Origin of the sequence: Frateuria edaphi (assembly GCF_021117405.1) — a bacterium.
Classification (GTDB): Bacteria; Pseudomonadota; Gammaproteobacteria; order Xanthomonadales; family Rhodanobacteraceae; genus Frateuria_A; species Frateuria_A edaphi.
In genome coordinates this window covers 1,927,579-1,943,885 of record NZ_CP088251.1, presented here as the reverse complement: position 1 = coordinate 1,943,885, position 16,307 = coordinate 1,927,579, and the positions used below count along the sequence as shown (strand labels likewise).

The window sequence follows — 16,307 nt, the reverse complement described above, 5'->3', positions numbered from 1 at the left end:
TTTACGTGGAGCCGAGAGTCCTGACAAGCGCTCCCGGCACGCCGGGCTCCGACCTCAACCGGCCTTCTTCTTGGCCAGCCGCAGCCAGGTGTCGACCACCGTGTCGGGGTTGAGCGAGACCGATTCGATGCCCTGGTCCATCAGCCATTCGGCCAGGTCCGGATGGTCGCTCGGGCCCTGGCCGCAGATGCCGACGTACTTGCCCTTTTCGCGGGCGGTCCTGATCGCCATGGCGAGCAGCTTCTTGACCGCCGGGTCGCGCTCGTCGAACAGGCTGGCGACGATGCCCGAGTCGCGGTCCAGGCCGAGCGTCAGCTGGGTGAGGTCGTTGGAGCCGATGGAGAAGCCGTCGAAGATCTCCAGGAACTCGTCGGCGAGCAGGGCGTTGGATGGCACCTCGCACATCATGATGACCTTGAGGTCGCCCTCGCCCTTCTTGACGCCGTTCTTCTCCAGTACCTCGATCACCTTGCGACCTTCGCCAAGGGTGCGCACGAACGGGATCATCACCCACACGTTGGTGAGGCCCATGGTCTCGCGGACCTTCTTGACCGCCTTGCATTCCAGCGCGAAGGACTCGGCGAAGCCCGCATCGACGTAACGGCTGGCGCCGCGGTAGCCGATCATCGGGTTCTCCTCGTGCGGCTCGTAGCGCGAGCCGCCGATCAGGCCGGCGTATTCGTTCGACTTGAAGTCGGACAGGCGCACGATCACCGGCTTCGGGTACACCGAGGCGGCGATGGTGGCGATGCCTTCGGCGAGGCGGTCGACGTAGAAGCTCACAGGGTCGGCATACCCGGCCATGCGCTCGTCGATCTTCGCCTTGGTCTCGGCGTCCTGGCGGTTGTATTCGAGCAACGCCTTCGGGTGCACGCCGATGTGGCTGGCGATGATCATTTCCAGGCGCGCCAGGCCGATGCCGGCGTTGGGCAGCATGCCGAAGTCGAACGCGCGCTCGGGGTTGGCGACGTTCATCATGATCTTGAGCGGCGCCTCGGGCATTGCGCCGAGGTCGGCGGTGATGCGGTCGAAGGCGAGCTTGCCCTCGTAGATCGTGCCGGTGTCGCCCTCGGCGCAGGACACGGTCACTTCCGCGCCATCCGGAATCAGCTGCAGCGCATTGCCGGTCCCGACCACCGCAGGCACGCCCAGTTCGCGCGCGATGATCGCGGCGTGGCAGGTGCGGCCGCCGCGGTTGGTCACGATCGCGGCGGCGCGCTTCATGATCGGCTCCCAGTCGGGGTCGGTCATGTCGGCGACCAGCACATCGCCGTTCTGGAACTCATGCATCTGGCTGATCGACTTGACCACGCGTGCCTTGCCCGAGCCGATCTTCTGGCCGATGGCGCGGCCCTCGGCGAGCACCTTGCCCTTCTCGTTGAGCTGGAAGCGTTCGAGCTGCGTGGCGTGGGCGCGCGACTTCACCGTCTCCGGACGCGCCTGGACGATGTAGAGCTTGCCGGTGTTGCCGTCCTTCGCCCACTCGATGTCCATCGGGCGGCCGTAGTGCTGCTCGATCACCAGGGCCTGCTTGGCCAGTTCCTGCACGTCCTCGTCGGAGAGGCAGAACCGGTTGCGCAGCTCGGCCGGGGTTTCCTCGATGCGCACGCGTTCGCCGGGCTTGTCCGAATAGACCATGCGCTGCTGCTTGGCGCCGAGGCTGCGGCGGAGCAGGGCGGGCTTGCCTGCCTTGAGCGTGGGCTTGAAGACATAGAACTCGTCCGGGTTGACCGCGCCCTGCACGACCATCTCGCCTAGGCCGTAAGAGCCGGTGACGAACACCACGTCGCGGAAGCCCGACTCGGTGTCCAGGGTGAACAGCACGCCGGAGGCGCCGATGTCCGAGCGCACCATCAGCTGCACGCCTGCGGAAAGGAACACGTCTTCGTGCTTGAAACCCTGGTGCACGCGGTAGGCGATCGCACGGTCGTTATAGAGCGAAGCGAAGACTTCCTTGACCTTGTGCAGCACGTCGTCGATGCCGACCACGTTCAGGAAAGTTTCCTGCTGGCCGGCGAAGGATGCATCCGGCAGGTCTTCAGCGGTGGCCGAAGAGCGCACGGCGACGGCGATGTTGTCAGCGCCGGCGTCCTTGCACAGCTTGATGTAGGCGTCGCGGATCGCCTGGTCCAGTTCCTGCGGCAGCGGCGTTTCGGTGACCCAGCTGCGGATCTCCTTGCCGGCGGTGGTCAGCGCCTCGACGTCTTCCACGTCCAGACCATCAAGCCGCGCCCGGATGCGCTTGGCCACGCCGCTCTTGTCCAGGTACTGCTGGAACGCGTCAGCCGTGGTGGCGAAGCCGCCGGGCACCGAGACGCCGAGCTTGGCGAGGTTGCCGATCATCTCGCCGAGCGAGGCATTCTTGCCGCCGACTTTGCCCAGGTCGGTCATGCGCAGGTTGTCCAGCCAAAGCACCAGGTCGTTCAAGGGAATCTCCTTAGTAAAGCTTGGGTAATACGCTGCGCCGCGCCGAAACCGGGCCGCAAAGGACTGGTATTGTCCGCTTTCGATGGTGCATGGCACAAGAAGACCATTTGTTCACGATGCCGCGCCAACTGCATACCAGTCAGCGCGGAGTCAAGCAGGGACAGGCTTTGGCGCTTGCGCTAAGGTGCCTGGCCAAGCCCCGCGGACAAATGGAAGACAGGCATGCAACGTACGGTTTTCTTCATCTCCGACTCCACTGGTATTACGGCGGAGACGATCGGCAACTCCATCCTTGCGCAGTTCGAGGGCATCCAGTTCGACAAGCATCGCCTGCCGTTCGTGGACGACGCGCATAAGGCCGAGGCTGCTGCGCTCCGCATCAAGACCCGTTACGCGCAAACCGGCGAGCGGCCGATTGTCGTCAACACGATGGCCGATCGGGGCCTGTGCGAGGTCGTGGCGGCGAGCGGTGCGCTAATGCTGGACGTGTTCGCGCCGTTCATCGGGCCGCTGGAGGAAGAGCTGGGCGCCAAGCGCTCGGGCATGGTCAACCGCTCGCACGGCCTGGTCGACTTCGACAAGTACGAGGCGCGCATCAACGCCACCAACTACGCGCTGGCGCACGACGATGGCGTGGACGTGGATTACGAGCAGGCCGACCTGATCCTCATAGGCGTGTCGCGCTCGGGCAAGACGCCCACCTGCCTCTACATGGCCTTGCATTACGGCGTCAAAGCCGCCAACTACCCCCTGACCGACGACGACCTGGACAAGCTGGAACTCCCCAAGCGGCTCAAGCCGTACAAGGATCGCCTGTTCGGCCTCACCATCGACCCGCAGCGGCTGGCGCAGATCCGTGAACAACGCCGGCCCGACAGTCGCTATGCCACAGTGCAGCAGTGTCGCTGGGAACTGGAACAAGCTGACCGGCTCATGCGCCAGGCGGGGATATCCTCGCTCAACACCACCCACGTCTCGATCGAAGAGATCGCCAGCAAGATCTTCGAGCGCTTCGGTATCGAGCGAACCATGTTTTGAGGTATATGCAGGCTCAATGAGTGCCGTACTGGACAACCGCTCCGCCTTACTCCCGGGACGCTTCGAATTCCTGATGGGGTTGTACGCGGAGAACTACCACCGCCTGGCGCACCTGTTCGCGCCGCAGACGCTTGCGCCGGGGCGCTATCGTTCCAGCGTGGACGATGGCCTGGACGTGCACATGCATGTGCAGGAGCGGCATCCCTACACGCTGGAGCTGGAGTTGACCTACGGGTTCGTCGACGCGAACACGGGGCATCCGACTCCGTCGGCGCAGCTTCGGATGTACACCGATGCGCACGTAGCCGAGGCGCTGCATTGCCACCCAGGCCGGCACCTGTGGCAGGTGCTGGGACCGTTCCCGGAAGCGCACACGGTGCTGCAGCATCGGCTGCGCATGAACGGGTTCCTGTCGCGCTGGTTGGAGTACCTGGCCGAGCAGGGGCATTCGCCCGGAACGCTCGAGCGGATCGAGGAAGCGGCATTTCCGTAGGGTGGGCCTCAGCCCACCATGCCCTTGGCGAACGTGCGGTGGGCCCAAGCCCACCCGATGTTTCCGGCCACGGTCGAAAGCAGTGACGCTTCGCGAATGGCGAAATCGAAACAACAAAAAACCCGCACAAGGCGGGTTTCTCATTAGTGGCGGAGCGGACGGGACTCGAACCCGCGACCTCCGGCGTGACAGGCCAGCATTCTAACCGACTGAACTACCGCTCCGCGTTGTCTTCCAGCTACACAAAGTGCGAGGCCAACCTTGGCGTCCCCACGGGGATTCGAACCCCGGTCGCCACCGTGAAAGGGTGATGTCCTAGGCCTCTAGACGATGGGGACGTATTAGGTTGGTGGAGCCAGGCGGGATCGAACCGCCGACCTCCTGCATGCCATGCAGGCGCTCTCCCAGCTGAGCTATGGCCCCGCCGCTGGAAGCCCGGAAGAATAGGCAGGGTTCGCGAATCCGTCAAGCTTTTTTTGGAGAATTTTGCGCCTGTCGTCACGCGTGTTTGCTCCGCATCGACACACTCGCGTTGTGACGTAAGCTGGACGGCCACACTCGCCGGAGCATGCATGCACGAGATCGGTTTCATCCGCGACCTCGCCATGGTGATGATCGTCGCGGGCGCTACTACGGTGCTCTTCCAGCGCCTTCGCCAGCCCGTGCTGCTCGGCTACATCCTCGCCGGTATTTTGATCGGCCCTCACACGCCGGGCGTGTTGGTGGGCGACCCGCGCGCCATCGACGACATCTCCAATCTCGGCGTCGTGCTGCTGATGTTCACGCTGGGCCTGGAGTTCAGCGTGCGCAAGCTGCGTGAGGTCGGCATGGGCGTGCTGATGGTCGCGGTGATCGAGGTGGGCCTGATGCTGTGGATTGGCACGGGCCTGGGCGAGGCGCTCGGCTGGAACCGGATGGATGCGTTGTTCCTCGGCGCGCTCATCTCGCTGTCCTCGACCATGGTCGCCACGCGCACGCTGGCCGAAGGTGGCCTGCGGCACCTGCCGTTCGCGCAACGGGTGGTCGGCATCCTGGTGGCCGAGGACGTTCTGGCGATCGTGATCCTCACGGTGCTCAGCGCAGTGGCCATCGGCGGCGCCATGGAGGCGGGTACCGCGTTGACGGTAGTGGGGCAGGTGGGACTGTTCGTCGTGGCCGGCATGATCCTGGGCCTGTTGCTGTTGCCCAGACTCATCGACTACGTGGCCGGTTTCGGCCGCGACGAAACACTGCTGGTGTGTGCGTTGGGCGTGTGCTTCGGCGCGAGCCTGTTCGCGGCATCGCTGGGCTTCAGCGTGGCGTTGGGTGCATTCCTCGCGGGCGCGGTCATCGCCGAGGCGCGCAATGCGCATCGTGTCATGCGGCTGGTGGAACCCCTGCGCGACATGTTCGCGGCGCTGTTCTTCGTGGCGATCGGCCTGAAGATCGATCCCGCCCTGTTGTGGCAGTACGCACTGCCCGCGCTGGGCGTCGCCGTGGTGGTGATCGTCGGCAAGACGCTGACGGTCGGCATGGGCATGGTCGCGGTCGGGCAGGAGGTCCGCTCCTCGATCCGCACGGGCCTGAGCATGGCGCAGATCGGCGAGTTCTCGTTCGTGATCGCCACGCTGGGTGCCTCGCTCGGCGTGGTCAGCGATTTCGTCTATCCCACCGCGGTCGCGGTATCCGTGGTGTGCATGGCCGCGTCGCCCTATCTGGTTGGACATGCCGACGGCATCGTCGATGGCATGCGGCGCGTCACTCCCGGCCCCCTGCGGCTGTTGCTGACCAGCTATGCGGGCTGGCTGGGAAGCCTTCGGCCGGTGGAGCAGAACGCGATGATCGCCGCCATGCTGCGCCGATTGCTCTGGCACATCGGCGTCAACGTGGTGCTCGTCATTACGCTGTTCGTCATCGGTGCGTACGTCAATGCGCACAACTGGGCATGGTTCTCCACCTTGGGCGCCGGGCGCGAGACGCGGCATTCGCTGATCTTCGCCGCGGCACTGTTCCTGTCGCTGCCGATGCTGATCGCCATCTACCGCAAGGCCGAGGCGCTGGGCATGCTGTTGGCGGAACTGGGCATCCGCGAGCAATTTGCCGGCGGCTACACACACGCCATCCGCAGCCTGCTGGCGCGGCTCATCCCGTTGGGCACGCTGCTGGCACTCGGTTTGCTGGTAAGCGTGCTCGGTTCGGCGATCCTGCCGCCGCGAGGCGTGGCGATTTTGCTGCTGGTGGCGGGCGTGTTGCTGTCGGCCGTGCTGTGGCGTGCGCTGGTGAAGATGCACGCCAGGTTGCAGGCGGCCCTGCGCGACACGCTGGAGCGGCCGTCGGCCGACGACTGAGGGGAACCTTTCCAAACCATGACGGTCGACAGCCGGTGTCGTTGCCAAGACCGCTCGACGCGCCTCACAATGCTCCGCCTGCCTCCATCGGGGAGGCCCGGCCGCATTGCCGGCAAATCCATACACGAGGGAGTTTCTTCGATGAAGCATTTTCTGCGTCCCACGCTGACGGCGGCCACCCTGGCCGTTGCGCTGGGCATGACCGCGGGGGTCCACGCCCAGTCCGCCAAGTCGGGCGCCGCTGGCACGGTCGACAAGACCAAGGCCAGCTATGTGGTCGGTTGGGACCTGGCCAGCCAGCTGCCGCCGCTGGTGCGCGAGGAAGTCGATCCGGCGACGGTCGCCCGCGCCGTGCAGTCGGCGCTGTCGGGCCAGAAGCCGACGATGAGCGAGGCCGAAGCCAAGACCGTGCGCGACGCCTTTGTCGCCAAGCTCCAGGCCAAGGCCAAGGCCCAGTACGAGAAGGTCGCCTCGGAGAACAAGTCCAAGGGCGAAGCCTTCCTTGCCAAGAACAAGAGCCAGCCGGGCGTGAAGACCACCGCCTCGGGCCTGCAGTACAAGGTCGTCACCGAAGGCACCGGCGCCCGCCCGGGCCCGAACGACACCGTGCAGGTGAACTACGTGGGTACCTTCGTCAGCGGCGAGAAGTTCGATGCCTCGGCCGATCACGAGAAGGGTCCGGCTTCGATCCCGCTGCAGGGCGTGATCCCGGGCTTCCGCGAAGGCCTGGAGCTGATGAAGACCGGCGCGCACTACATGCTCTACATCCCGTCGAACCTGGCCTACGGCGCGCAGCCGCAGAACGGCTTTCCGCCGAACGCCACGATCATCTTCGACGTGACCCTGGTGAAGACCGGCCCGACCCCGGCCGGCGGCGGCCAGGACGCGGCGGGCAAGTAAGCCCTCCCGCATCGGCAAATCCAAGGGCGCGGAGCGATCCGCGCCCTTTCTTTTTGCGGTCGTCACGGGTGGCGCCTGTTAGAATCCGCGATCGTTTTGTTGGAGCGATCACCCGGATGATGAATGTCACCCTGTTCGGCACGGGCTACGTCGGCCTGGTCACCGGGACCTGCCTGGCGGAAATGGGCAACCACGTCCTGTGCGTGGACGTGGACGCGGCCAAGGTCGCGCGGCTGAAGAACGGCGAGGTGCCGATCTACGAGCCGGGCCTCGCGCCGATGGTCAAGCGCAACCACGAGGGTGGTCGGCTGGACTTCACCACCGAGGCGGAGCCGGCGGTGCACCACGGCGACGTGATCTTCATCGCCGTGGGGACGCCGCCGGACGAGGACGGCAGCGCGGACCTGCGCTACGTGCTGGAAGTGGCGCGCAGCATCGGCAAGCACCTGAACCGCTACGCGGTGGTGGTCAACAAGTCGACCGTGCCGGTGGGCACCGCCGACAGGGTGCGCGCGACCATCGCCCAGGCGCTGGCCGAGCGTGGCGCGGTGATTCCGTTCGACGTGGTCTCCAACCCCGAGTTCCTCAAGGAAGGCGACGCGGTGGAGGACTGCCTGCGGCCGGACCGCATCGTGATCGGCAGCTCCAGCGAGCGCGCCGTCGGCGTGCTGCGCAAGCTGTACGCGCCGTTCAACCGCAACCACGACCGCACGGTGGTGATGGACGAGCGTTCGGCCGAGCTGACCAAGTACGCGGCCAACGCGATGCTGGCGACCAAGATCAGTTTCATGAACGAGATCGCCAACATCGCCGAGCGCGTCGGCGCGGACATCGAGCAGGTGCGCCGCGGCATCGGTTCGGACCCGCGCATCGGCTACCACTTCATCTACCCGGGCGCCGGCTACGGCGGCTCGTGCTTTCCCAAGGACGTGCAGGCGCTGGAGCGCATCGCACGCACCGTGGACTACGAGGCGAAGCTGCTGGGTGCGGTGGAGGCGGTCAACCACGCGCAGAAGGGCAAGCTGTTCGAGCTGATCGAGCGCCACTGCGGCGGCCAGCTGAAGGGCCGGACCGTGGCGTTGTGGGGCCTGGCGTTCAAGCCCAACACGGACGACATGCGCGAGGCGTCCAGCCGGCGGCTGATGGAACAGCTGTGGGCGGCCGGCGCCAGGGTGCGCGCGTTCGATCCGGAGGCGCGCGCGGAGACCACGCGCATCTACGGCGAGCGGGCGGACCTCACGCTGTGCGAGGACGCGTACGAGGCGCTGGACGGTGCCGACGTGCTGGCGATCGTGACCGAGTGGAAGGCGTTCCGCGCGCCGGACTTCGCGCGCATCCGCGGCGCATTGAAGGACCCGGCGATCTTCGACGGACGCAACCTGTACGACCCGGCGCAAGTGGAGGAGGCGGGGCTGGCCTATTACGGCATCGGGCGCGGGCGTTCGCTGAGGCCGGCGAATGTCTGACATCGAGCGCCGCCTGGAAGAACTCGAGGTGCGCCTCACCTTCCTCGATGACACGGTGGCCGCGCTGGCCACCGCCGACGCCGAGCAGGCCATGCGACTGGTGGCGCTGGAGCGCGTGCTGCACGATCTGCGTGCGGAACTCGCCTCGATGCGCACCTCCCAGGGCAGCGATCCGCACAGCGAGCCACCGCCGCCCCACTATTGACAAGCACCGGACGCGCGTGGCGTTTTCCGGAAGACCAACGCAACACTGGAGCCGGATCATGGCCGACTCTCTTCGTGATCAGCTGCTCAAGAGCGGCATCGTCAAGCAGGTGCGCGAGGAACAGCGCGCGAAGTCGCCGTCCCCGGCACCCCGGGGCGGACGTCCGCCGCAGGGCAAGGGCAAGGCGCACGTGCCGAAGCCGCGGCGCGATGACGGCGAGGTGGACCTGGCCAAGGCTTACGCCATCCGCGCGCAAACGGAGGCTGCCGAGCGCAAGCGCGCCGAGCAGGAGGCCGCCGAGCAGGCGCGCATCAAGCGCGAGCGCAAGGCAAAGATCCAGAAACTGCTGGAAGGCCAGGCGCTGAACAAGGCCGAGGCCGACCAGGTGCGTCACTTCGAATACGGCGGCAAGATCCGGCGCGTACACGTGGACGCGGACCAGCTGGCGGCGATCAACGACGGGCGGCTTGGCGTCGTGCAGCAGAACGGCCGCTATCTGCTGGTCAGCCAGGCGGTCGCCGAGCAGGTGCGCGGGATCGACCCCCACCAGCTGGCGCTATTGGTCGATCCGCAGGCGGCGACCGACGATGACGGCGTGCCCGACGACCTGATGTGGTGAGCAGGGTGGGCCACGCCCAACCCTGCGAGAGCTACGGCGTCATGGGCTGGCTGAGCGCCGGCGAGTCCCAACCCTGCTTGGGCAGGAAGCGTTCGCCATGCCGATGCGCCAGTTGCTCCAGACGGCCGCGGACATTGGCGGCACCCTCGCTGCGGATGTACTGGATCGGGCCGCCGCGGAACGGGGCGAAGCCCGTGCCGAAGATCACGCCGGCGTCCAGGAGGTCGGCATCATCCACCACGCCATCGGCCAGGCAGGCGACCGCTTCGTTGACCATCGGCAGGATCATGCGGTCCTGGACGTCCGGCGGCGGCGTGTAGTCGGGGTCGACTTCCGGCTTGACCGGCTTGCCGTCCTGCCACACGTACAGGCCCTGGCCATCCTTCTTGCCGCGCTTGCCGGCTTCGAGCTTGTCCTCGATGCCCGGCGGCAGTTCCAGCCCCAGGAACGGCGCCAGTTCCTTGCCGACCGAGGCGCACACGTCCAGACCGACCGTGTCGGCCAGCTCGATCGGCCCCATCGGCATGCCGAACTTCTTCGCCTCGCGGTCGAGCACCGGTCCGGGGACGCCTTCGCTGTAAAGGCGCAGGGCTTCGAGCAGGTAGGGCATCAGGATGCGGTTGACCAGGAACCCAGGCGTGCCCTTGACGGCCACGGGCACCTTGCCCAACGCCTTGCAGAAAGCCAGCGCGCGCTTTTCGACGGTCGGGTCCAGCTGGTCATGGCGCACCACCTCGATCAGCGGCATCTGTGCCACCGGATTGAAGAAGTGCAGGCCCAGGAACCGCTGCGGGGCGGCCAGTCCCGGGCGCAGTTCGTCCAGCGGGATGCTGGAGGTGTTGGTGGCGAGGATTTCCTGCGTCTTGAACTGTGGCTCGATCTTCGCGTACAGCTCGCGCTTGGCCTCGGGGTTCTCGTAGATCGCCTCGATCGCGAGGTCGGCCGTCGCCACGCCCGCGCCTTCGACGTCCGCCCGCAGACGGCCCATCGCGGCTTCCACCTTTTCCGGCGTCTTGAGCTTCTTCTCGTAGAACCCGCGGGCGCGATCCAGCGCGGGCTGGACGAACTTCATCTCGCGGTCCTGCAGGGTCACGTCGAAGCCCTTGTAGGCCGCCCAGGCGGCAATGTCGCCGCCCATCACGCCGGCACCGACCACGTGCACGCGGCGGACGCCCGGGTCGACCCCGCCGCCGGCCCCTTTCAGTCGCTCCTGCAGCAGGAACACGCGGATCAGGTTGTGCGCCGTGGGCGTCTGCGCCAGCTTCGCCACCGAGCGGGCTTCGAGCTTCAGCCGCTGCTGGATGCTGGCGCCGCCGTTCTGCCAGACGTCGATCAGCGCGAACGGCGCCGGGTAGTGTTCCTTACGCACCTTGGCCGCAGTCTGCTTGACCACCATCGGCGCCAGGATCTGGCGTACGGGCCACCAGTTGGTCGCCCAGGCCTTGGCACGCTGCGCGAACGGCCGCGCATGCGGGCGGCGCAGCAGGGCGCGTGCCTCGGCCAGCAGTTCGGCCGGTGGCGCCACCCGGTCGACCACGCCCAGCGCCAGCGCGCGCCGGGCCGAGAGCGGCCTGCCGGTAAGCATGATCGGCAGCGCCTCGGTGGCGCCTATCAGGCGCGGCAGGCGGGCGGTGCCGCCCCAGCCGGGATGGATGCCCAGCATCACCTCTGGCAGGCCGATCTTGGTCTTGTCGTCGTCGGCGGCGATGCGCTGGCGGCACGCCAGGATCAGTTCCGTCCCGCCGCCCATGCAGGCGCCGTGCACCGCGGCCACGGTCGGGCAGGGCAGGCGGGCCAGCGATTCGAACACCTGCTGGCCGTGCCGGATATTTTCCAGCACGGTGTCCTGCTCGGCGTAGCGCACGAATTCCTTGATGTCCGCACCCACGGCGAAGCCCGAAGCCTTGGCCGAATGGACGATCACGCCGGCCGGCTTCTCGATCGCCAGCCGCTCGACGATCTGCGCCAGTTCGTCCAGCACTTCGCGGGAAATGGCGTTGACGCTGCTGTCGGCACGATCGAGCGTCAGGGTGACGATGCCGCCCTCGTCCACGCTCGTCTTCCAGTGATTGAAGCGCAATCCTTCGAACATGGCGTTGGGAGGGGTGGCCGGGGAGCCCTGAACCATACCGCTGCGTGCGGATGAATGCGAGTTGAGGGGCCGGTCGCGATCGGGGCCGATCTTCCGGAACGGTGACCTGGCGCTATTGCGCTTCGCCCGCAAGTCCGTAACTTACGCTCGATGAACCCCTTGCTGGCCTCCGCCCCGCCACCTCCCGGCATCGAGATCTTCGAGCGCATCCTGGCCGCGCCGGCCGGACTGATCCTGCTCGAGGGCTGCGACAGCCAGGCGTTGATCGAGCAGTTCCGCGCGGTCGTGCGCCGGAGCGGGCAGACGGTGTACCTGTGGCAGCCGGACCTGGGCCTGGGCAATCTGATCGACGCCCATGCACGCGTGCCGGGCAGCCAGCGGCTGGGGGCGGCCCTGCGCTACATGCAGCAGAGCATGCATTTCGGCGTCTACCTTCTGATGGGCCTGGAGCCACCGCTGTCGGCGATGGACAGCACCTTGCTGCGCCAGTTGGCCAAGCCCCCGACCGGGCACGTGCGCCGGGTCGTATTGCTGGATGCCTCGCCCGCACTCATCGACCACCTGGGCGACATGGCCATGCGCATGAAAGGCCAGCCCGATGCGCCACTGCGCCCGCGCCTGCGCGACGGCCGCTGGCTGGTTGCCTGAGGACCACGTGAGCGCCGGCATCCTGGTGGTCGCTGCCCAGCGCGATTTGCGCCGGAACGTGTTCGACGCCCTGGACGGCGCCGGCCACCCGACCATTCATACCGCCCGCGGGGTGCCGCACGCCGAATTGCTGCTGGACGGTCGCCCCCCGCTGGCGCTGGTAGTGGTGGCCTTCGACGGCGACGAAATCGATGCGCAAACGGCCTGCGAGCAGCTGCGGCGCATTCCCGCCTGTGCCGAGGCCCCCATGATCGCGGTGCTGGCCGATGGCGCCACGGTCAAGCCCGGTCAGCTTCCGCCTGGCGTCTCTGACTGGTTGTACGCATCGCAGGTGGAGCTGGAACTGGTTGCTCGCTGGCGCCGGACCCGTCCGCAGGCGTCCCTGCCGATGCAGGCCGGGCCGGACCAGTACCGCTTCGCATTCGAAGAGGACGCGAGCGAATGGTTGATCGTCGACCCGCAGACCGAGCGCGTTCTGGAAACCAGTTCGGCCGTTGTCCGGCACAGTCACCTCGAGGTCGAGCAACTGGTCGGTCGCGGCCTGAGGGAGCTGCTGGCGTTCGAGGGCATCGCGATCGAGCACGTGCTGCAGCAGGCCGACCGGCGCTGGTATGCCTGCCAGCGGCGCTCCAGCCGGGGCGCGGACACCGGCCAGGCCAGCGCGCGGCGGGTCCGCCATGGCGGACAGGACGCGATCGCGCTGCTGTTCCGTAGCGACCGGGCCGACATCCGCGCCGAGGCGGCGCTCAGCCTGCTCTCACGCATGTTCGCCTCGGCCAGCGGCATCGACACGCAGAAAGTGGCTGCCCGTCTGCTAGTGGACGAATTGGGCCTGGACTATCTGGCCCTGTGGTCGTCCCGGCCGGCGGAGGGCGCTTCCGGCCCCGGTCTGTTGATCCAGCTGTGGCGCGGCGAGGACCAGCCCTGGCCCGCGCCCGCCCAGCAGGGCGTGCTGCGCCAGGTGCTCGACGGCAAGGCGATCCTGCATCCGGTCGACGCGCGCAAGCTCGGCGCAAACGACCCGCTGATCGAGATGCTGGGCGTCTCCGGTTTCGCGGGCCTGCCGCTGTTCGACGAGCGGCGCTCGGTCCTGGGCGCCCTGCTGGTCGGCAGCCGCACGCCGTTCGGTGACATGGGCCTGGTCGAGCCGGTGCTGCGTTGCGCGGCGGCGCGCTTCGCGCATGCGCAGGAATTGCGCCTGACCCGTGAACAGGGCCGCGCGGAAGGCTTGATCGACTCGCTCACCGGCCTGCCCAACCGCCTGCTGTTCAACGACCGCCTGGACACCATCATCCGCGAGGCGCACCGCACCCGCGAGACCTTCGCCGTGCTGTTCGTCGACCTGGACCGCTTCAAGGACATCAACGACACGCTCGGTCACGCCGCCGGCGACCATGTGCTGAAGACGGTCACCCACCGCCTGTGCTCGAGCGTGCGTGCGTCCGACACGGTGGCGCGCTACGCCGGCGACGAATTCGTGGTGGTGCTTCGCCACATCATCAAGAACGACGACGTGCTGCGCGTTGCGGAGAAGATCGTCCAGGTGATGGAGGCGCCACTGAGGATCGCCGGCGAGGAAGCGCCGCTGAAGGTCACCGCCTCGATCGGCGTGAGCTTCTACCCAGACGATGCGCTCGATGCCGAAACCCTGCTCAAGCACGCCGACGAGGCGATGTATGCGGCCAAGCGCCAGGGCCGCAACAACTTCCAGTTCTACGAGATCAGTCCGGAACAGGCGCAGCAGCACGACGTGCTGCTCAAGACCCGCCTGCGCCATGCCGAAGGCAACGGCGAACTGCGCGTGTTCTACCAGCCGCAGGTAGATGCCGAGAGCGAGGACATCGTCGGCATGGAGGCGCTGGTGCGCTGGGAACACCCGGAACTGGGCCCGATCAGTCCCGGCGTGTTCATCCCGCTGGCGGAGGAGACAGGCCTGATCGTTTCGCTCGGCGCCTGGGTGCTGCGCACCGCCTGCCGACAGGCGCACGAGTGGGAGGAAAAGTACGGCCTGCGCCTGCGCCTGGGCGTCAACCTCTCGGCCGTGCAGCTGATGGAGCCTGACCTGCTGGACACCGTGACCGCCGCGCTGGCCGAAACCGGGCTGGATCCGCGCTTGCTGGAACTGGAAGTCACCGAGAGCATCAGCATCAAGGCGGTGCCCAACCTGGTGGAAAACCTGCACGGCCTGCATCGGCTCGGCTGCCGCATCGCCATCGACGACTTCGGCACCGGTGCCGCGTCGCTGGACTACCTGCGCAAGTTGCCGGCCGACCGCATCAAGATCGACCAGAGCTTCGTGCGCAACATCGGCATCGACCCGGACGACGAGGCGATCGTGCGCGCGACCATCGAAATGGCGCATCGCCTGAAGCGCGGCGTGGTCGCCGAGGGTGTGGAGATCGAGCAGCACCTGAAGTTCCTGCGCGCCAATCATTGCGACGAGTTGCAGGGCTACCTGTTCTGCCGCCCGCTGCCGCATGCCAGCTTCGATCGCCTGCTGGCCGAGCGCCAGCGGCTGCTGGTCGAGCCGCAGGCGAACGTGGCTTGAGTGCAGGGCGGGCGTCGGCCCGCCGCTCTCGCGCCGTCGGGCATGGTGGGCTGACCCCCCCCATGGGGCACCCTTGATCCCCACCATCCCAACCGCATCTCGGACACGTGCCGTCGCCCGTCGACGGCTTTTTTTGGACCGGCTGGCTATCGTGACACCCGCGTGAACTTGCGCTCCTGCCGCTTGTCTGAGGGCGGCGCGTTACCATCCGGCTGGCGCCACCGAAAGCGGTTATCGAAGGAGACGGCCCGGATGGGCGAAAACGAACTGGATAGCGCGCTGGTCGAGCGTGTTCAAAACGGCGACCGGCGCGCTTTCGACCTGCTGGTGCGCAAATACCAGCACAAGGTGATCGGCCTGATCTCCCGCTACGTCAACAACTACGCCGAGTGCGAGGACGTGGCGCAGGAGGCCTTCGTGCGCGCCTGGCGGGCGATCGGCTCGTTCCGCGGCGACAGCCAGTTCTATACCTGGATGTACAAGATCGCCGTCAACACGGCCAAGAACCACCTGGTGGCGATGGGGCGACGCCCGCCGATGGACGACATCGCGGCCGAGGACGCAGTTTTCCTGACCGGCGCCGAGCGGATGCAGGAGGGCGCCACGCCCGAACGTGAACTCCTTCGCCAGGAAATTGAACAAACCGTCTTCGCCACTGTCCAAGCGCTGCCAGAGGAGTTGCGGACCGCCATCACGCTGCGCGAGGTGGATGGCCTGAGCTACGAGGAAATCGCCGAGGCGATGGGTTGTCCCATCGGCACCGTGCGTTCGCGAATCTTCCGTGCGCGCGAAGCGATCGATCAGCAACTGCGGCCACTGCTCTCGGACCGCGAGGATCAACCGACATGACCCAAGACCAACGTGAACACCTTTCGGCCGGCATCGACGGCGAACTCGCCCGCGAGGAGCTGCGTTTCCTGCTCCGCCGGTTCGAGCACGATGCCGAACTCGGACAGGCCTGGACGCGCTACCACCTGGCGCGTGACGGCCTGCGCCGGCAATTGCCGGCCGTGGCATCGGCCGGGTTCGCGGCACGCGTGGCACAGGCGATCGCGCAGGAGTCGGAGGCCAAAGCCGGGCGCCGCGCACCGCACTGGCTGCGTTGGTCGGCCGGTGGCGCGATTGCGGCCAGCGTCGCCGTGGCGGCGTTGATGATCGCCCGGCCGGTGACGGACGACGATCGCGCATCGACCGGGCTGGCGCAGAGCGCGCCGACCGCCGAAGTCACGCTACCGACGGGACCGGCTGCCCCGGCCGCGGTGCCGCCGTGGCTGAGCGGCGATACCGCTTCGCGCTACAGCCAGCAGGCTGCCGCCACCCTCGGGGAGAGCTACGGCGAAGCGTTGATGCCCTATGCGCGCAATCTGTCGCCCTATCGCGTGCAGCCGGTGCGCGCTCCCAGCGACCAACCTGGTTACTACCTGCTGATCGACCCGCAGCGGGCGGCCAACGCCCGTTATCCGCGCCAGGCGGCTGCCGGCGCCCAGTGATCAGCGTCCGCGTGTCCTTGCCGCGGTCGTCTTCCCCCTAGCCATCGGCCGGCC

Annotated in this window: 13 protein-coding genes and 3 tRNA genes; 11 read left to right on the top strand and 5 right to left on the bottom strand. The window is 67.2% G+C overall.

The features are described 5' to 3' along the window. Positions 1–54: 54 nt before the first annotated feature. Entirely contained in the window at positions 55–2,427 is a 2,373-nt protein-coding gene (ppsA, locus tag LQ772_RS09195; protein ID WP_231320350.1) for a phosphoenolpyruvate synthase, read from the bottom strand. 222 nt (positions 2,428–2,649) lie between these two features. On the opposite strand from ppsA, the gene ppsR reads away from it, so the two are divergent. Both ppsR and LQ772_RS09185 read left to right on the top strand, forming a co-directional pair. Continuing rightward, complete coding sequence (gene ppsR, locus LQ772_RS09190; RefSeq protein ID WP_231320348.1) at positions 2,650–3,465, top strand: posphoenolpyruvate synthetase regulatory kinase/phosphorylase PpsR; 816 nt, start codon at positions 2,650–2,652, stop codon at positions 3,463–3,465. Positions 3,466–3,481: 16 nt separating this feature from the next. After that, positions 3,482–3,958: a DUF1249 domain-containing protein gene (locus LQ772_RS09185; RefSeq protein ID WP_231320346.1), complete on the top strand. Its 477-nt coding sequence runs from the start codon at positions 3,482–3,484 to the stop codon at positions 3,956–3,958. A 147-nt stretch (positions 3,959–4,105) separates the two neighbouring features. On the opposite strand, the gene LQ772_RS09180 is transcribed toward LQ772_RS09185, so the two are convergent. The 3 genes from LQ772_RS09180 to LQ772_RS09170 form a co-directional block, all read right to left on the bottom strand. Continuing rightward, positions 4,106–4,182 (bottom strand) — tRNA-Asp (locus LQ772_RS09180). A gap of 38 nt (positions 4,183–4,220) precedes the next feature. Beyond that, a tRNA-Glu gene (locus LQ772_RS09175) sits at positions 4,221–4,296 on the bottom strand. A gap of 9 nt (positions 4,297–4,305) precedes the next feature. Beyond that, positions 4,306–4,381 (bottom strand) — tRNA-Ala (locus tag LQ772_RS09170). Between the two features lie 149 nt (positions 4,382–4,530). On the opposite strand from LQ772_RS09170, the gene LQ772_RS09165 reads away from it, so the two are divergent. The 5 genes from LQ772_RS09165 (at position 4,531) to LQ772_RS09145 (ending at position 9,475) form a co-directional block, all read left to right on the top strand. Then, positions 4,531–6,285 carry a cation:proton antiporter gene (locus tag LQ772_RS09165; protein WP_231320344.1) on the top strand — a complete coding sequence of 585 codons (1,755 nt, stop codon included), beginning with the start codon at positions 4,531–4,533 and terminating at the stop codon, positions 6,283–6,285. Between the two features lie 141 nt (positions 6,286–6,426). Beyond that, positions 6,427–7,185, top strand: coding sequence for an FKBP-type peptidyl-prolyl cis-trans isomerase (locus LQ772_RS09160; RefSeq protein ID WP_231320342.1), 759 nt, complete (start codon positions 6,427–6,429; stop codon positions 7,183–7,185). A 119-nt stretch (positions 7,186–7,304) separates the two neighbouring features. After that, on the top strand, positions 7,305–8,651 hold the full coding sequence (locus LQ772_RS09155; RefSeq protein ID WP_231325994.1) for a UDP-glucose dehydrogenase family protein: 1,347 nt from the start codon (positions 7,305–7,307) through the stop codon (positions 8,649–8,651). Continuing rightward, entirely contained in the window at positions 8,644–8,856 is a 213-nt protein-coding gene (locus LQ772_RS09150) for a SlyX family protein (protein WP_231320340.1), read from the top strand. Before LQ772_RS09155 ends, LQ772_RS09150 begins: the two co-directional genes overlap by 8 nt. A gap of 58 nt (positions 8,857–8,914) precedes the next feature. Next, complete coding sequence (locus LQ772_RS09145) at positions 8,915–9,475, top strand: DUF2058 domain-containing protein (RefSeq protein ID WP_231320338.1); 561 nt, start codon at positions 8,915–8,917, stop codon at positions 9,473–9,475. Between the two features lie 31 nt (positions 9,476–9,506). Here the strand turns inward: LQ772_RS09145 and LQ772_RS09140 are convergent, their stop codons facing one another. After that, on the bottom strand, positions 9,507–11,567 hold the full coding sequence (locus tag LQ772_RS09140) for a 3-hydroxyacyl-CoA dehydrogenase NAD-binding domain-containing protein (protein ID WP_231320336.1): 2,061 nt from the start codon (positions 11,565–11,567) through the stop codon (positions 9,507–9,509). Positions 11,568–11,717: 150 nt separating this feature from the next. On the opposite strand from LQ772_RS09140, the gene LQ772_RS09135 reads away from it, so the two are divergent. From LQ772_RS09135 to LQ772_RS09120, 4 genes are all read left to right on the top strand, one after another. Next, on the top strand, positions 11,718–12,215 hold the full coding sequence (locus LQ772_RS09135; protein WP_231320334.1) for a hypothetical protein: 498 nt from the start codon (positions 11,718–11,720) through the stop codon (positions 12,213–12,215). A gap of 7 nt (positions 12,216–12,222) precedes the next feature. Beyond that, positions 12,223–14,763, top strand: coding sequence for a putative bifunctional diguanylate cyclase/phosphodiesterase (locus LQ772_RS09130; RefSeq protein ID WP_231320333.1), 2,541 nt, complete (start codon positions 12,223–12,225; stop codon positions 14,761–14,763). Positions 14,764–15,015: 252 nt separating this feature from the next. Next, complete coding sequence (rpoE, locus tag LQ772_RS09125) at positions 15,016–15,612, top strand: RNA polymerase sigma factor RpoE (protein WP_209621599.1); 597 nt, start codon at positions 15,016–15,018, stop codon at positions 15,610–15,612. Beyond that, entirely contained in the window at positions 15,609–16,253 is a 645-nt protein-coding gene (locus LQ772_RS09120) for a sigma-E factor negative regulatory protein (RefSeq protein ID WP_231320331.1), read from the top strand. Before rpoE ends, LQ772_RS09120 begins: the two co-directional genes overlap by 4 nt. Positions 16,254–16,307 lie beyond the last annotated feature (54 nt).